Raw genomic sequence first — 16,390 nt, 5'->3', positions numbered from 1 at the left:
TTTTATGCACCTTCCTCGTATTTAAAACATCTGACTTTTTTATTGCCCAAATCAATTAATTGAGGCCTTTCTTGTTTGCATCTATCAAATCTCATTTCACATCTGTCATAATATGGGCAACCTTCAACGATTTCTCCGTGTAATGGCTGGTGGCCTTTAGTTAGTTCAAATCCGTTTGCAGGCAATGCTTTGTATAGCGCTTTTGTGTAAGGATGTAGAAGGTTTTCTCCGTCTCCTGAAAAGTCTTTGTTTTCCGCAATTTCAATCACATATCCTGAATAGAATATTCCGATTCTATCGGCCACTTCCAATGCCGCATGGATGTCGTGTGTAATTAGAAGCACCCCTATTCCATCTTCTTTCATATGTTTGAAGTGGTTCAGTGTTTCCTGCACTGTCTTTTCGTCAAGTCCCGGTGTCGGTTCGTCCGCCACCACTAATTTTGGGTCGGATAACAGTGCTGTTGATACGAGCACTCTTCTTGCCATTCCTCCGGATAGCTGGAAGGGATACATGTCGTCCACTTCAGGGTCCAGATTATAGTGTTCGAAAATTTCCCTTTGTTTAATTTTCTTTTCTTTTCTCTCGTCATCAGATTTGACATTTCCAATGGCCTGGTCGGATATTTTCATTAATGGATCTAAAAAATTCACGGATTGGGGAACGAGCACAATGTCTTTTCCCCTAATTTCTTCCTTGTCTTCCTGTGACAATTCCCTTCCCTTGAATTTTATTTTTCCATTTAAGTTTGCATTTTCAGGCAGGATGCCGAATATTGCATGTGCAAGCAAACTCTTTCCGGACCCGCTTGAACCTAATACTGCCAATATTTCTCCTTCAGATATATCTAATGTTAAATCTGTAATCACTTTTAGATCTCTTTGATTTAAACCTTTAGTATATTGAATAAATGATATTGAAACATTTTCCACATCTAATAATTTTTCCATCATATCACCATTCATGATTTCAAATGATAAATTTTATATACTAATTTGTACTTTATCAATATTAAAGTTATTCAAAATTTATTAAAAAGTATTACTAATGACATAAATTTGATATCTTTTGTAATACTTTTCATGTTTGGTGTTTTCCATGAATGTTGTAATCAAAGAATTGGGCAATGATTCTAAAGAAATAAAGGATGTCCAGGATTTCTTGTTTAAGATGATAAAAAAGGAATTCGGCTATGATTATGTTCCTGAATGGCATCAGGATATTGTAAATCTTGAGGAATATTATATTAATCCTCAGAGAAACAACTTTTTTGTCGCTTATCTGGAAACCGGCGAAATCATTGCAACAATTGGCATCAGGGCATATGATAAGGACTTTCCTGAATTTAGGCATCTTTACTCAAGGGACACCACTTCCAGCATATGGAGGTTATTTGTCGATGAGAGGTGTAGGCGTTGCGGTTTAGCCTCTAAAATGTTTCAGATTGCTGAAAATTTTGCAAATGGTGTTGAATTCAAAAATATTTATTTGCATACTCATAAAACTCTTCCGGGAGCTTTGGAATTTTGGACAAAAATGGGTTTTGTAGTGGCATTGGACTCTAATGATGAATTAGAAACAGTTCATATGGATAAAGAAATAAAAAGATTGGATATTAATCCATTAGCAAGTGATTTCACCTATGCTGTAAAATTATAGTTTTTTAAAATATTTTTGAGTGTGTGGGCAGGCATAAATGCATTTTCCGCATACCGTATCTGCTTTTCCTAAGTTTTCTTCTGATATAATGAGGGCGTATTTCTCACATTTTTTATCGTCATAAAAGTCATTTCTCTTTAATTTATAATTCCACTCTTTGCCACTTATTGCCCCGCCTGGGCATGCGTCCCTGCATTCCATGCATTTTCCGCATCTTGATTTTTGTATTGGGGTTCCCAAGTCTAAGGGAGCATCTGTTAAAACTGATGATAGTCTAAGCGCTGATCCATAATCCTTTGTTGTGAATAATGCTGATTTGCCAATCCATCCAAGGCCTGCACGTGTGGCGATAGTTTTATGTGGCAGTTCAAATGAATTGAACTCTCCAAAATCAGTTCCCAGTCTCTTTTTTGTTTGCGCATAAGCATCATAACCCTTGTCCATTAAAAATTCCTCACATTTCATCCCAAGGGCGTCCAGTCTTGTGTTTAGGCTTATTAGCTCTTCAAGATATTCATGTGTAGGTGCATTCTGCATGTTTCGTATAATCTCCTTGGGATAAGTTATATAAAACACAACGCCAACATTTAGATTGGGTTTTGGGGAAAAATGTGTGATGTCTGCAAACCCCACGTTGCTTGCACCGTTTTCTATCAGGTAACTTTTTAATTTATGTGAGATGCTCATGAGCGAATATTTAATGGTGGTTCTATTTAAATGTTAATTTTGTATTACTTTTAGTATTATTTTTTTCAAGTTTTTGTTTTAGTTTGATATTACTTTTTGTTCAATGGTTATAAAATCCAGTCGTTAAATTTTTCTAATTGATGTCTTTATCATGTTTTTTATTAAACATTGGCTATTTTTTTAAGCAATCTTTAAAAGTAATAAATATCTTTTTATATTTAATAATCAAAATTACTATTATATTAAAATAATTAAAAAAAGTATTACTGATTGAGCATAAATCCCTATAAAAGTATTACTTTTATTTTAATATGAAGTTATTTCATGGTGAAATTTATGGATAAAAAAATGATAATCGCAGCGATTGTAGCTTTGGTCGTTATAGTTGTGGCTGCATTTGCATTGATGGGTGGAGGCACTCATGACAGTGACCCTACTCATTTAACAGTAGCAGCGCACAGTAACATCAAAGAACCAGAAGCAGGATTCAGCCCTCTTGTTGGTTGGGGATGCGGACACCAAAACTATAATCCGTTAGTACAAAGTTGTTTATTTAAAACAGATAAAAATGGTGACATTGTCCCAGACCTTGCTACTGATTACTCAATCAGTGGTGACGGTAAAACATGGACAGTTAATGTAAGAGATGATGTTAAATTCTCAGATAACTCAACTTTCGATGCTGAGGATGTAGCATCACATTCAACACTGCAAAAGAAACCGAGTCAGAATTGGATTTAACAAATCTTGAAAGTATAAAAGCAGTAAATGAAACCACTGTCGAGTTTAATTTAGTTGAACCAAGATCAACATTCATTTATGACTTAAGATATGTCGGTATTGTTCCATCTGATTCATACGACAACAATACCTATGGTGAAAACCCAATCGGTACAGGACCTTATGTATTGGATCACTGGGATAAAGGCCAACAAGCAATATTCAAAGTCAATGATAACTATTATGGCCAAAAACCATACTTCACTCAAATTACCTTATTATTCCCTGAAGAAGCAACATGGTTAGAATTGGCTAAATCTGGTGATGTGGATGTAGTTCCTGTAGCAACTTCTGCATTAAACCAAAGTGTTGACGGATATCAATTTGTTGAAAAATCTGCTGGAAGAGCACAAGGTGTATCCTTCCCATACCTTCCGGACACAGGTGATTCTTGGAACGGAACATGGAAAATAGGTAACAATGTAACTTCCGATAAAGCAATCAGACAAGCATTGAACGTCGGTGTTGACCGTCAAGCAATGTGTGATGAAATCTTCTCAGGACATGCTACCCCTGAATATACCAGTGTAGATACAAGGGATTATGCAAACTCTAATGCTAAAGTTCAGGATGGAGATGTCGATGCAGCTAAACAAATCTTGAAAGAGGGTGGCTGGACAGATACTGACGGTGATGGAATCGTGGAAAAAGATGGTGTAAAAGCATCATTTGATTTATACTACCCACCTGACTACCTTGACAGACAGTCTCTATCCACAGTATTTGCAGAACAAGCAAAAGAACTTGGAATTGAAGTTAACTTAGTCGGTGCTGATTGGGATACAATTTATGCTAACATGTACTCTTCAGCAGCATTAATGCAACAAACTTCCCCTGACCCATACAAATCCATTTATCAACAATATCACAGTAAAGAAGCCGACGGATTCTACATGAACCCTGGTTTATACAACAACACTGATTCTGATAAATTGATGGATGAAGCAATGCATTCCAGTGATTTGAATGCTGCTAACACCTTATGGTCAGAATCCGCTCTCGTCAATGGCGGAGGTTGGGGTCCTGCTGGCGATGCTCCATTCGTATGGCTTGTAAACTACGACTACAACTACTTCATTAAAGATGGAATCGATATTGGTGAACAACCTGACGGTTTAGGAAACGATATATTAATTAATGTCTGTGATTGGACCAGAACCAACTCTACAGCTTAATTAACTTATCTTTTTCCTTTTTTTATTTTTTAAAAATTTTTAAGGGGGTTTCTTTTCTTGAATAAAAATAAATTATTGAAATTTTTGGGTTACAAGTTAGTACGTTTTGTGATATTGATACTTGTAGTTGCAATTTTTAGTTTCATATTATTAGATTTATCCCCTATTGATCCAGTTAACGCTTATTTAAGACAAGCAGCAGTATCAGAAGCACAAAGACAAATACTTGAGAATTATTTCGGTACAAATGTTCCTTTGACTACGAAAATTTACCATTGGCTATTAGATTTAATACAGCTTAATTTGGGAACTTCTTTAATATATCGTGCACCGGTTATTGATATCATTTGGGAAAAGGCTTCCGCTTCCATTGTGTTGATGGCCATCTCATGGGTATTGAGTGGGGTTCTTGGTTTTGTTCTAGGTGTTGTTGCAGGTAAAAATAAAGGTTCTTGGATAGACAAGGCAGTAAAAATTTATTGTTATGCAATTCAATCTGCACCGTCTTTCTGGGTAGGTATGCTTGTATTGATGGTATTTGCTGTTTATTTGGGATGGTTCCCAATTGGATTTGGTGTTCCAATTGGTGTTAGGAGTACTGATGCTACGTTTTTAGAATGGGCATCAAGGTTGGTGCTTCCTACACTTACATTGAGCCTGGTTGGTTTGGCACCGATTGCAATGTATACTCGTAATGAATTAATTCAGGTTTTATCTTCAGATTATGTGTTATTCGCTAAATCTAGAGGAGAAAAAGGATGGGATTTAATTAAAAATCACGGAATAAGGAACATATTGCTGCCTGCAGTAACATTACAGTTCTTATCTTTCAGTGAACTGTTTGGTGGAGCGGTACTTGTAGAGCAAGTATTCTCATATCCTGGTATTGGGCAAACGGCAGTAGCGGCTGGTCTCAGCAGTGATGTTCCGTTATTTTTAGGAATTGTAATATTCAGTGCGATATTCGTATTTGTCGGTAACCTGCTTGCGGATTTATCTTATTATTTAATTGACCCAAGGATTAAGGAGAGTGAATTCAATGATTAAAAAAAGAGAAACTGATGATAAAAAGCAATGGTTTTTGTACCCTGCTAATCTCAGGACAAAAACTCTTGTCATTATTATTCTTTCCGCATTGGTTATTGTATCCATTTTCGTTTCAGGTTATTTTATAAGGGATATTCCAACAAGTTTCATCAGCGCTAATCAAATGCCTTCCCTTGAACATCTTTTCGGTACTGATTGGATGGGAAGGGACATGTTTCAAAGAACCATTGCAGGTCTCGGATTAAGTATTATGGTCGGATTCATCGCATCTGTAATAAGTACTTTTATTTCCATTGTTCTGGGATTATTCTCAAGTTTCAATAAGTTTGCGGATGAGGCTGTTGCGGGAATCATTGATTTATTCGGTTCAATACCTCACATCCTTTTAATCATTCTTGTTTCCATCATGTTTGGTGGAGGGGTTATCGGTGTTGTGATGGGTGTTGGATTGACTCATTGGACTCCCCTTGCGAGGGTCTTAAGATCTGAAGTTAAAGAAATTAGGACTAAGGAATATATTCATTTAGCGGAAAATCTCGGAATGTCTAAAGTATGGATTGCAACAAAGCATATTCTTCCTTTAATCATATCTCAAATCATTGTAGGCGTAATCCTAATGTTCCCTCATGCTATCATGCACGAAGCGGCAATTACATTCTTAGGATTCGGATTGCCTCCTCATGAACCGGCTATTGGGGTAATTTTATCAGAATCAATGCACTACCTGTCATCTGGATACTGGTGGTTGGCTTTCTATCCTGGTATGTCATTACTGATAGTTGTATTGTTGTTTGATTTAATCGGAGAAAATGTTGAAAAATTGCTCAATCCTGAAACCGCACAGGAATAAGAGAAATCACCTCATTTCTCTTTTTTTTAATTTTTAGGTGATATTATGGATTTTATTATCAGGGCAGTAAATAATGACCCCGAGGAAATTGATGCTGTTAAAGTATTTTTATATGAGCAGATAATGAATGAGTATGGCATTGGGCCAACTCCAAAGTTTCATTATGATATTGAATGGATGGCAGAATATTATCTGGATTCCCCTAAAGGTAACTTTTACATAGCTTTAGACGGCGATAAAATAATTGCAACGGCGGCCATTAGGGCCTATGATGTTGATTATGAATTATTTGAAGGTGTCTATTCAAGGGAGGATACCGCAAGCATATGGAGACTGATGGTGGCTGAGGAGTACCGAAGGCATGGCCTTGCACGCAAATTGGTCAATACCATGGAGGAATTTGCTAAGGATGCCGGATATGATAAAATATACTTGCACACTCACAGGTATCTTGAATCTGGAATTCCTTTTTGGACATCTGTCGGTTATGAAATCACAATCGAGGAAGACGATTATGATGAAACAACCCATATGGTAAAAATTTTAACATGAAAACTCTTTTTAATAATGATTACTTTTCAATTGGCATGCCTATCATTTAATTGAACAATATTATGCCATATTACAGGAGTAAATAGCTACACTAGCTATTTACTTTTCCTCCACTTTTTTCTAAAAACTTATTTTATATTAACGTTAATATTATAATGATGAAACGAACAGCACTAAAAATTGGATATATCGGAACTAATTTCCACGGTTTTCAAAGGCAACCCGACATCAGGACTGTTGAGGAAGAGTTGATCTATCATTTGCGCAAGCTAGATTACATTGATGATTTGAAAAAGTCCAGATTCAGGATTGCGGGAAGGACCGATGCGGGGGTTCACAGTTTAGGTAATGTAATCAGCTTCCAGTCCGAAAAGGAAGTGCGTGTGAACGAGATAAACAATTCCCTGCCTGATGATATCCAAATTTTGGCCAGTGCACCTGTTCGTTATGCTTTTAAACCAAGATATGCTCAGATGAGGCAGTATCGCTACATGCTGTTTCAGGATCTCGACATCGATAAGCTAAACGAGTGTGCCGAGCTTTTCAAGGGAACCCATAACTTCACAAACTTCACGAAGCGTTTCCAAAAGACAACCACGCGCACAATTGATGACATCAAAATCACAAGGGCCGAACTTGGCGATTACCATAAAAGGGAATTCCCAAACCTTCACGAGACCTTAACTCCTATTTTTGTCGACATCTATGGCGAATCATTCCTGTGGAACATGGTGAGGAAAATGATGAGGGTCTTTGTGGATGTGGCCGTCGGCAAGATGACATTGGATGATGTTGAAAAGCTATTGAATCCTGCTGAGGATGAGCCTAGGGCCTACATTAAGGTCATGGAGCCCGATTATCTGATTTTAATGGACATTCAATATGATGGGATAAAGTTCACATATGACGATTATGCCTGTGAGAGATTCAGACGCAATCTGGTTGATTCACTAACCGATTTGCAGAGAAGATATGCGATACGTGAATCAATGATAAAAAGCTTAAATGATTTGCACGAGTTTTGATAATATGGATGATAAGATAACCTATGATGACGTTAAGGAATATGAGAGCATATTTCAGATGGCTCCCTCCTTTTTGCTTGAACACTTTGCAAGGAAGAACACCAATTTCGTTTTAAAATTCCAGTCTCAAATACAATCCCACCTAAACAATCTGAGCCAGGACCAAAAGGATAAACTGGATTTAATTTTAAGAACAGATATTGTCACATTACAGAAGATAATGCATGAAGCTTACCTGAAATCAAAAATAAAGCAATACAAGATATTGGCGAATCCGAAATATCGTCAATTCGTTGAAACCAACCTTGCAGAATTGCGAAAGATTATTGAGAATTTCTAAAAAATTTTTAAAGTATTTTAAACATATATTATTTAAGTGATAATATGAAAATTGCAACTATTTTGGGAACAAGGCCGGAAATCATTAAGATGGCCCCTATTATTGATGAGATTGCCAAAAGAGGCATTGACCAAATCGTTTTACATACAGGACAGCATTACGATAAGGAAATGTCAGACAATTTCTTCAGGGATTTGGAGATTCCATCTCCGGATTACAATATCCATGTTGGTTCCGCAAGTCACGGAAAACAGACCGGACTTATGATGAAGGGAATTGAGGAAGTTCTTGTCAGTGAAAAGCCTGACATCGTGCTTGTTCAGGGTGACACCAATGCAGTCCTTGCCGGAGCTCTTGTGGCATCCAAACTGCACATTGCGGTGGGCCATGTGGAAGCGGGACTCAGGTCATTTGACATGACAATGCCTGAGGAAATCAATCGCAGGGTCGCCGATGTTGCATCATCAATGTATTTTGTTCCTACAGTTGAATCAGCCATCAATCTTTTGGCTGAAGGATTTTCAAGAAGAAATCTTATTGTCACTGGAAACACTGTTGTCGATGCCTGCTTCAGACATTTGGAAATAGCCAAGAAAAGGGGCATTGAAGAGGAATCCCTTTCAAGGTTGGACATTGAGAATATGGACAATATACTGACCCTAACAATGCACAGGGCAGAGAATGTCGATGACAGGAAAAGGGTAACAAGCATTATTGAGGCTTTAAAGGAACTGGACCAGATGAACATCATTTTCCCGATTCATCCAAGAACAAAAAACACCCTACAGGAATTTGGGTTGTTTGATGAATTGGACAGTCTGGAGCATGTTCACATCATAAAGCCAATCGGTTATCTTGATTTTTTACAGTTGACTTCCGCTTCAACTTTAATTTTAACTGACTCAGGAGGATTGCAGGAGGAGGCAATAACTCTTGATGTGCCTGCTTTGACCTTAAGGTACAACACCGAAAGGCCAGAAACCGTAACATCAGGCGGAAACATTCTGGTGGGTTCAGACAAGGATGCGATTTTAGAATATGTTGATAGGATATTGTCCGATGAGGAATTCAGGGACAAAATGAAAAACGCTCCAAACCCATACGGCCAAGGCGATTCCGCAAAACTAACAGTTGATGCAATCCAGGAGTATTATGAAAAAGGTCTGCTTGACATTAAGGCTCCGGAAGACATCATGTCTTCATTTTCAAGGAAAATGGCCTTGATTGACGAGGACATCACAGTCAGGGAATTTGAAACTAAAAACGATGCCTTGATTCACATGGCATATGATGGCGATGAAATGCGTTTCCCGGCAGACGACTTAAACTTAAACGGGATGATGATTACTTATGATGAGCGAGAATGATTCAATTTTGGTATTCGAATATTTCACAGCTTCCGGTGAAAAGGACAAGTGCATAATTTCAGAAGCTGAAGAGCTGATTTTTGCACTTTTGGATGACTTGAAAGAGTATAATGTTGATCTGGTGATTAACGAGTCATATGAAAATGTCGTAAAGGAATATGACAACGTCAATCCCATCCTGATAGATGAAAACATCATCGATTGGCTTGAAAAGAATGCATCAGACTTTGACAATGCAATTTTCATTGCCGCCGAAAACAACAATAACCTATTCAATATAACCAAAATACTGGAGGACAACGGTGTCAGGACATACACCTCCTCTTCAGAGGCATGTTTCAAGTCTTCAGACAAGTATGAAACCTATGAATCCCTGCCGAATACCGTTCCGCAGCCTAGGTCATTCAGGTTCAAGATTGATGCGAAAGGCTATTGGAAAAGGGCAATTGAAAACCTGCATGAAAAATGGCAGGCTGAAGATCCGCTTACCCCATTGAAGCTGATCATCAAGCCATTGATGGGAGTTGACTGCGAGGACATTGTCATAATTGAAAATATCGAGGACTTGACATTGGACCTTGATAAGATCTTCACACCGGGCTCACGCGTCATCGTTCAGGAGTATGTCGATGGTGTTGACATTAGCGTCAGTCTGCTTTCAGACGGCAATAAGGCAATTCCAATAAGTCTAAACCAACAGTTCGTGGAACTTAAGAATGATAAGGGAACCTATCTTGGCGGAAAAATACCTTATGAAAGCAAATATAAAGATGAAGCGTTTGAAATAGCAAAAAATGCTGTTGAAGCCATTGATGGACTCAAAGGTTTTGTGGGTGTTGACTTGTTAATAAATAATGATGAAAAAGATATCTATTCAGTTTACCTTCTGGAAATCAATTCAAGGTTCACAACACCTTACGTTGGCCTAAAGCAGATTTCCAACATCAACATCGGAGACACCATAATCAAGCTGATTGACGGTGAAATGGATATTGATGACGTGGACATTTCCCTGGATGGGGAAGTTGAGTTTAAGAAATTTGGCGAATCATTGGAAATTAGGAGAATATAATTTATGAAGATAGCAGGATTTGACATTGGAGGAGCAAATACCGATTTAGCGATAATTGACTTTGAAAACGGTGAAATAAAAAACATTGAAGTTGATTTCGAATACCTTCCAATGTGGAGCAATAACGATGATTTATCTCATGTTCTGATTGAATTGATTGAAAAAATATGTCCGGTTTCAGAAATTGATGCCGTAGGCATTTCAATGACCGCAGAACTTGTTGATGCATACGACACTAAAAAGGAGGGGGTTCTTGATGTCGTCAGGAAATGTGAGGAAACTTTCACTTGCCCAATAGCTTATGTGGGTGTGGACGGCATGCTTTCAAAGGATGAAATAGAAAAAACTCCACTTAAGGCGGCAGCAGCCAACTGGATTGCAACAGCACAAATCGCAACATTGATTTCCGACAACTGCATATTCATCGACACAGGAAGCACAACAACCGACATCATCCCAATCAGGGATGCAAAGGAATGCGCTATAGGCAAATCCGATTTCGACAGGTCCGCAACAGGCGAACTGGTCTACACTGGAACATTGAGAACAAATCTTGCAAGCTTCCTTGACAAGGTTGAGTTAAACGGAAAGGAATATCGTGTGGCCAGCGAATTGTTTGCACAAACCGCAGACGTCTATATGGTATTGGACCTAATCACTGAGAAAGATTACATTTGCGACACATTCGACGGTGAGGGAAAGTCCAAAATGGACTGTGCCAGAAGAATCGCAAGGGTCGTATGTGCAGATCTGGAAATGCTTTCAATGGAAGACATCGTTGAGATGGCTGATTTCATCCATCAAAAGCAGGTGGAACAGATTGCAGATGGCTTAAAGCAGGTTCATGAAACCCAAAACCTTGATCTGATAGTCACCACTGGCCTTGGAAAGGACATTCTGGACAGGCCTGCAGCCGAGCTTTTGGGTCTTGAAGTCAAATCCATGGGAGATATCCTAAGCGATGACGAGTGTACTGTCGCTCCTGCAATAGGAACTGCAGTGATGATGGAGAAATATTTAAGTTAAGAGTTCAACCTCTTAAACATTCTTTTTTTTTAAAATTAGTACCAGACATCTTTTAAACCGAGCAGATAAGCTCCACCATTAGCCACTAAATGTATGACCAATGTTAAGACAATGGCTATTATGATAAAAAACAGGTTCAGTTCAACAACCGGTGAAACTAAAATCAATGCCACAATCAGGAAATCTAGCTGGTCTAGGATTGGTGCAGGCTTTCCTCTTCCAATTCCAAGTCTTCTTTTAATGAAACTGCCCAATGCGTCACCTAACAGGGCACCAAAACCAAGCAAAAAGCCAATTAAAATTCCGTTGCTAACGCTTGTTACAATTGGAGTAATCAGATTAGACCCGATTTGAGGTAATATGAACGGAGCAAGATATCCTTGAATGACTCCGGTAATTATTCCTATTATTGTCCCGGCAAAAAGGCCTCTCCAGGTAACTCCGTCACCTATCCAACGAACTCCATTACTGTCGCTTTTTCCAAAATCGACGGGAGTTCCTCCTCCAAAGGCAAGGGCCCCTCCATTTGAAAAGTATGCAGGAAGGATAAAATAAAGGGTTGTCAAACAACCAAGTAAAATTATTTGTACATCCATTAACTAATTCTCCAATTGACTTTACTTTAATTTTGTTTAAACTACTATATATTAATTAAGTTTAAATATGTTATTGATTTATATATATTTATATTATGTAAGTGTACTAATGATGCAATATTGTTAGTGAAGGTGATTTTTTGAAAATTAAAAGTACTAAAAGTTTATGTCCAGAGTGTGGAAAGACTCTTGAGGCCGAAGTCTATGACGAGGACGGCAAAATCCTGATCAAAAAGGCTTGTGAAGACCATGGAGAGTTTATAAACACCTACTGGAGTGATGAGGAATTATATAATAGAATGGAAGATTTCATTCCAACAGTAACTCATGTTGACAATCCTAGTGTGGACTATAACCTGCCTTGTCCAAGTAACTGTGGATTATGTTCAAAACATGAAACTTCAACCGTATTGGGTTTGATTGACGTAACAAACAGGTGTAACTTGAAATGTCCAGTGTGCTTTGCAAATGCTGCTGCCGTTGGATACTTGTATGAGCCTAGCCAAGAGGAAATCAGACAGATGCTTAGGAATTTGAGGAACTTAAAGCCTCATCCATGTCCTGCTATCCAATATGCAGGTGGAGAGCCAACTGTAAGAAAAGACATAGTTGAACTCATTGAAATGGCTAAGGAGGAAGGTTTCACTCACGTTCAAATAGCAACCAACGGTTTAAGATTGGCTAAAAGGGAAAATTTAGCAGCTGATTTAAAAGCAGCTGGATTAAATACAGTCTATCTTTCCTTTGAAGGTGTAACTCCTGAACCTTATATTGAAAACAAAGGCAGAAACCTACTCCCGGACAAACTTCAGGCAATTGAAAACTGTAGGAAAGCTGGATTAGGAGTAGTGCTTGTGCCAACACTCGTAAAAGGAGTCAACGACCACCAAGTTGGGGAAATCATCAAGTTCGCATTTGACAATAATGACATCATCTATGGTGTTAACTTCCAACCTGTTTCATTCTCCGGAAGAACTCCATCTGACCATGTGGAAGAGCAAAGGATTACCATTCCGGACTTTGTCAACATTATTGAAGAGGAAACTGATGGTCAAGTGCCAACCAGCGCATTTTACCCACCATCTTCAGTTGAACCGATTGCTGAGTTCATATCCCTATTGGACGGAGAAGAGTCAGCAAAAGTTACCTTAAACTGTCATGAGCACTGTGGAATCGCTACCTACGTATTCAGAGAAAAAACCGAAGGCGATGGAAAGGACAAACTGATTCCAATCACAGATTTCATTGATGTTGAGGACCTGTTCAACAAGCTGAAAGAATACAACGAAAAACTTAAGAAAGGAAAATTCGGATCACGTAAAAGGGTTCTTGCAGGATTGACCGGAAACCTTCCTAAAATGGTTCATCCAAGCAGATCTCCTAAAGATTTGGACATTACCAAAATCTTACTTAACGTATTCGCCAAAGGGGACTATGAGGCTTTAGGAGACTTTTCCAAAGATGCAATGCTTATCTCCTGTATGCACTTCATGGATCCGTTCAACTTTGACGAGGACCGTGTTAAAAAATGTGTTATTCATTATGCAACACCGGATGGAAGAATCATCCCGTTCTGTACAATGAATTCAATGTATCGTGAAAGTGTGGAAAAAGAATTTTCCAGACCGTTATAATTAGATAAATAAAACAAAAATCACCTGAAACTTATTCTGTATTCGGGTCTTCCCGAATACTTCGTTTTTTTATTGATTAATTTTACAGTGATATTAATGGAAATTATTAAAGGAAAAACATGGACTTTTGGGGAAAACATCGACACTGACGTAATTATCCCCGGAAGATATTTAAGAACATTCAATCCGCAGGATTTGGCGGACCATGTCCTGGAGGGTGAAAGGCCCGACTTTACAAAAAACGTCAAATCAGGGGACATAATAGTCGCCGATGAGAATTTCGGATGTGGCTCATCAAGGGAACAGGCTCCTGTGGCAATCAAGACAGCAGGAGTCAGCGCAATCGTGGCCAAGTCATTTGCAAGAATATTTTATAGGAATGCCATCAACATCGGTTTGCCAGTAATAGTCTCCGACATCGAGGCAAAGGACGGAGACATCATAAGCATTGACCTGTCAAAAGGGACATTGGTCAACGAGACAACCGGCGAGACAAAAACATTTGAACCGTTCAAGGAGTTCATGTTAAGCATTTTGGAAGATGGCGGTTTAGTAAACCATTATCTAAATGATTCTGATTTGGAGGCATAAGAATGGAATGTCCTATTTGTGGTTCTGATGAAATTGAAATTTTAAACGCAAAGCAAAAATCATCAAAAAAGAAACTGACAGAGGAGTATCTGCTCAAATGTGAGGAGTGCGGTCACGTATTCAAGGATGCAATCTCTCTTAAGAAACCTCAACCTTACAGACTGATCATTTCAGAACAGGATAAGTCCCATAAGACCACAATAGATTTATCCCCAAGTGATGAATTGGCTAATGGAGACGTTTTATTATCCGAATTCGGCCAGGTTGAAGTTACCAGCATTGAAGTCGGTGATAAGAGAGTAAACAAATCAAAAATTGAAGACATATCAACTATTTGGGCTTCATCAGTTGAAATTCCTGCCCGTATTGGATTTTCAGTGGATTTGCATGGTGAAGTGGATTCATATAAGTTGGATTTGGAGAGGGATTTTGAAATCGCTCCGGGCGATGTCGTCAAAATCGACAAGCATGTTGTCAAGGTGCATGTCATCAAGACACAAGACCGCAAATTGACTTCAGGATTTGCCAAGGCGGCAGTCATCAAGAGAGTTTACTCAAAGCCTGTCAAGTTCAACAATTACGATTACGATTTGACCAAGTACATAATCAAGAAGACATCATAGAGTGAAATTAATGAAAGTTTATATTGAATCTTATGGATGCACCTTCAATAAGGCCGATGGACAGATTATTGCAGGGGTGTTGCAGGAAAATGACGTGGACATTGTCGATTCCATTGAGGAAAGCGATGTCATCATAGTCAACACATGTTATGTTAAGTTGCCTACTGAGAATAAGGTTGTCTATAGAATCCAAAAGCTCCAGGAGGAATATCCCGACAAGAAAATCATAATCGGCGGATGCATGGTTGAAATCGATCCCGAGAAGTTAGACAAGATTGGACCTAACTGTTCATGGATTGGACCTCATCAACTGAACAAATCCGCTGAAATCGTTGAGGGAACCTATTGTGGGGACGTGATTCGTGAGGTGGGATTTTCAAAAGAGTCCAAGGTGTGCGTTCCTAAAGTGACCGATGACAGTCTTGTTCACATTATCCAGATTTGTGAAGGATGTTTGGGCGCTTGCACATTCTGCTGCACCCGTTTTGCAAGAGGTCCTTTAAACAGCTATCCTATTGCTGACATTGTTAGCGAAGCCAAGAAGGCTATTGATGATGGCGCCTGTGAGATTCAACTGACCGCTCAGGACACTGCCGCATATGGAAGAGATAGCGGTGAAAAACTATCTGATTTAATTAAAGAAGTGGCTAATTTAGAAGGAGATTTCCGCGTACGTGTTGGAATGATGCATCCTAAAAACATTTTAAATGATGTTGATGACATAATCGATGCAATGAAACATCCGAAGGTATATAATTTCATTCATTTGCCTGTACAGAGTGGAAGTGACAAGGTATTGAAGGAGATGAGAAGGGGTCACAGCATATCCCAATACAAGGAGATCCTTTCAAAATTCAAAAATGAAATTCCAGGCATAACTCTGGCGGTTGACATCATTGTCGGATATCCAACTGAAACCGATGAGGATTTTGATGAAACCGTAAAATTGTTGCATGAGATCAAACCAAGTCTGATACACCTGTCAAAATATCAGCATAGGAAAGGTGCGATTTCATCCTCACTGACCGAGATTCCACGTCCAATCATGAAGAAAAGGTCTAAATTTTTATCTAAAATCAAATCAGAAATAACTGAAGAAGAAAACAAGGAACTGGTCGGTTCTATTCAAAATGTCTTGGTTATCGAAGAGGGTTCTAAAGGCGGATTCATTGCAAAAACAGATAATTATATTCCAGTTATTGTTGATGATGTTGAGTTAGGTACCTTTGTTGATGTAAAAATAACCGATGCGACTGCAACTTACCTCAAGAGCGAATTATTGTAAAGAAAATTTTTTAATTTTCTTAGTATTCTTATTTTCATATTATTGTCAGTATGTATGCTTTAAATTTTTCTATGATGTATA

General features: G+C 38.4%; 18 protein-coding genes. 15 read left to right on the top strand and 3 right to left on the bottom strand.

The genetic code is table 11. The annotated features are described in order from the left end of the window. Nucleotides 1-2 precede the first annotated feature (2 nt). Nucleotides 3-950, bottom strand: a complete 948-nt coding sequence (locus MBBTH_RS06210) for an ABC transporter ATP-binding protein (protein ID WP_116592194.1) — start codon at nucleotides 948-950, stop codon at nucleotides 3-5. 148 nt (nucleotides 951-1,098) lie between these two features. Between MBBTH_RS06210 and MBBTH_RS06205 the strand changes: the two genes are divergently transcribed. Then, on the top strand, nucleotides 1,099-1,659 hold the full coding sequence (locus tag MBBTH_RS06205; RefSeq protein WP_116592193.1) for a GNAT family N-acetyltransferase: 561 nt from the start codon (nucleotides 1,099-1,101) through the stop codon (nucleotides 1,657-1,659). Here MBBTH_RS06205 and MBBTH_RS06200 read toward each other — a convergent pair. Continuing rightward, on the bottom strand, nucleotides 1,654-2,196 hold the full coding sequence (locus tag MBBTH_RS06200; RefSeq protein ID WP_165814044.1) for a 4Fe-4S double cluster binding domain-containing protein: 543 nt from the start codon (nucleotides 2,194-2,196) through the stop codon (nucleotides 1,654-1,656). The genes MBBTH_RS06205 and MBBTH_RS06200 overlap by 6 nt on opposite strands. A 486-nt stretch (nucleotides 2,197-2,682) precedes the next feature. On the opposite strand from MBBTH_RS06200, the gene MBBTH_RS11190 reads away from it, so the two are divergent. The 10 genes from MBBTH_RS11190 (at nucleotide 2,683) to MBBTH_RS06155 (ending at nucleotide 11,580) form a co-directional block, all read left to right on the top strand. Then, nucleotides 2,683-3,087 carry an ABC transporter substrate-binding protein gene (locus MBBTH_RS11190; RefSeq protein ID WP_279305943.1) on the top strand — a complete coding sequence of 135 codons (405 nt, stop codon included), beginning with the start codon at nucleotides 2,683-2,685 and terminating at the stop codon, nucleotides 3,085-3,087. Then, nucleotides 3,078-4,301 carry an ABC transporter substrate-binding protein gene (locus tag MBBTH_RS06195; protein WP_279305942.1) on the top strand — a complete coding sequence of 408 codons (1,224 nt, stop codon included), beginning with the start codon at nucleotides 3,078-3,080 and terminating at the stop codon, nucleotides 4,299-4,301. The genes MBBTH_RS11190 and MBBTH_RS06195 overlap by 10 nt, the downstream gene beginning before the upstream one ends. Nucleotides 4,302-4,358: 57 nt before the next feature. Next, nucleotides 4,359-5,348: an ABC transporter permease gene (locus MBBTH_RS06190; protein WP_116592191.1), complete on the top strand. Its 990-nt coding sequence runs from the start codon at nucleotides 4,359-4,361 to the stop codon at nucleotides 5,346-5,348. Then, complete coding sequence (locus tag MBBTH_RS06185) at nucleotides 5,341-6,198, top strand: ABC transporter permease (protein WP_116592190.1); 858 nt, start codon at nucleotides 5,341-5,343, stop codon at nucleotides 6,196-6,198. Before MBBTH_RS06190 ends, MBBTH_RS06185 begins: the two co-directional genes overlap by 8 nt. A gap of 45 nt (nucleotides 6,199-6,243) precedes the next feature. Beyond that, nucleotides 6,244-6,750 carry a GNAT family N-acetyltransferase gene (locus MBBTH_RS06180; protein WP_116592189.1) on the top strand — a complete coding sequence of 169 codons (507 nt, stop codon included), beginning with the start codon at nucleotides 6,244-6,246 and terminating at the stop codon, nucleotides 6,748-6,750. 158 nt (nucleotides 6,751-6,908) lie between these two features. After that, nucleotides 6,909-7,775, top strand: coding sequence for a tRNA pseudouridine(38-40) synthase TruA (truA, locus tag MBBTH_RS06175; protein WP_116592306.1), 867 nt, complete (start codon nucleotides 6,909-6,911; stop codon nucleotides 7,773-7,775). A 4-nt stretch (nucleotides 7,776-7,779) separates the two neighbouring features. Further along, nucleotides 7,780-8,115: a hypothetical protein gene (locus MBBTH_RS06170; protein ID WP_116592188.1), complete on the top strand. Its 336-nt coding sequence runs from the start codon at nucleotides 7,780-7,782 to the stop codon at nucleotides 8,113-8,115. Between the two features lie 44 nt (nucleotides 8,116-8,159). Then, on the top strand, nucleotides 8,160-9,482 hold the full coding sequence (gene wecB / locus MBBTH_RS06165) for a non-hydrolyzing UDP-N-acetylglucosamine 2-epimerase (RefSeq protein ID WP_116592187.1): 1,323 nt from the start codon (nucleotides 8,160-8,162) through the stop codon (nucleotides 9,480-9,482). After that, entirely contained in the window at nucleotides 9,466-10,554 is a 1,089-nt protein-coding gene (locus MBBTH_RS06160) for an ATP-grasp domain-containing protein (protein ID WP_116592186.1), read from the top strand. The genes wecB and MBBTH_RS06160 overlap by 17 nt, the downstream gene beginning before the upstream one ends. 3 nt (nucleotides 10,555-10,557) lie before the next feature. Continuing rightward, nucleotides 10,558-11,580, top strand: a complete 1,023-nt coding sequence (locus MBBTH_RS06155) for a hydantoinase/oxoprolinase family protein (protein WP_116592185.1) — start codon at nucleotides 10,558-10,560, stop codon at nucleotides 11,578-11,580. Nucleotides 11,581-11,615: 35 nt separating this feature from the next. Here the strand turns inward: MBBTH_RS06155 and MBBTH_RS06150 are convergent, their stop codons facing one another. Further along, entirely contained in the window at nucleotides 11,616-12,176 is a 561-nt protein-coding gene (locus MBBTH_RS06150) for a CDP-2,3-bis-(O-geranylgeranyl)-sn-glycerol synthase (RefSeq protein ID WP_116592184.1), read from the bottom strand. A gap of 140 nt (nucleotides 12,177-12,316) precedes the next feature. Between MBBTH_RS06150 and tes the strand changes: the two genes are divergently transcribed. The 4 genes from tes (at nucleotide 12,317) to MBBTH_RS06130 (ending at nucleotide 16,309) form a co-directional block, all read left to right on the top strand. Next, a complete protein-coding gene (gene tes, locus MBBTH_RS06145; RefSeq protein ID WP_116592183.1) occupies nucleotides 12,317-13,810 on the top strand; it encodes a tetraether lipid synthase Tes in 1,494 nt (497 codons plus the stop codon). 96 nt (nucleotides 13,811-13,906) lie between these two features. Continuing rightward, nucleotides 13,907-14,401: a homoaconitase small subunit gene (gene hacB / locus MBBTH_RS06140; RefSeq protein WP_116592182.1), complete on the top strand. Its 495-nt coding sequence runs from the start codon at nucleotides 13,907-13,909 to the stop codon at nucleotides 14,399-14,401. Nucleotides 14,402-14,403: 2 nt separating this feature from the next. Beyond that, a complete protein-coding gene (locus MBBTH_RS06135) occupies nucleotides 14,404-15,024 on the top strand; it encodes an HVO_0476 family zinc finger protein (RefSeq protein ID WP_116592181.1) in 621 nt (206 codons plus the stop codon). 10 nt (nucleotides 15,025-15,034) lie between these two features. Next, entirely contained in the window at nucleotides 15,035-16,309 is a 1,275-nt protein-coding gene (locus MBBTH_RS06130) for a tRNA (N(6)-L-threonylcarbamoyladenosine(37)-C(2))-methylthiotransferase (RefSeq protein WP_116592180.1), read from the top strand. Nucleotides 16,310-16,390 lie beyond the last annotated feature (81 nt).

This window comes from Methanobrevibacter thaueri (genome assembly GCF_003111625.1).
In the GTDB taxonomy this organism is placed as follows: Archaea; Methanobacteriota; Methanobacteria; order Methanobacteriales; family Methanobacteriaceae; genus Methanocatella; species Methanocatella thaueri.
Note: the sequence above shows the minus strand (reverse complement) of the source record. Positions and strands in the feature narration are given on the sequence as shown.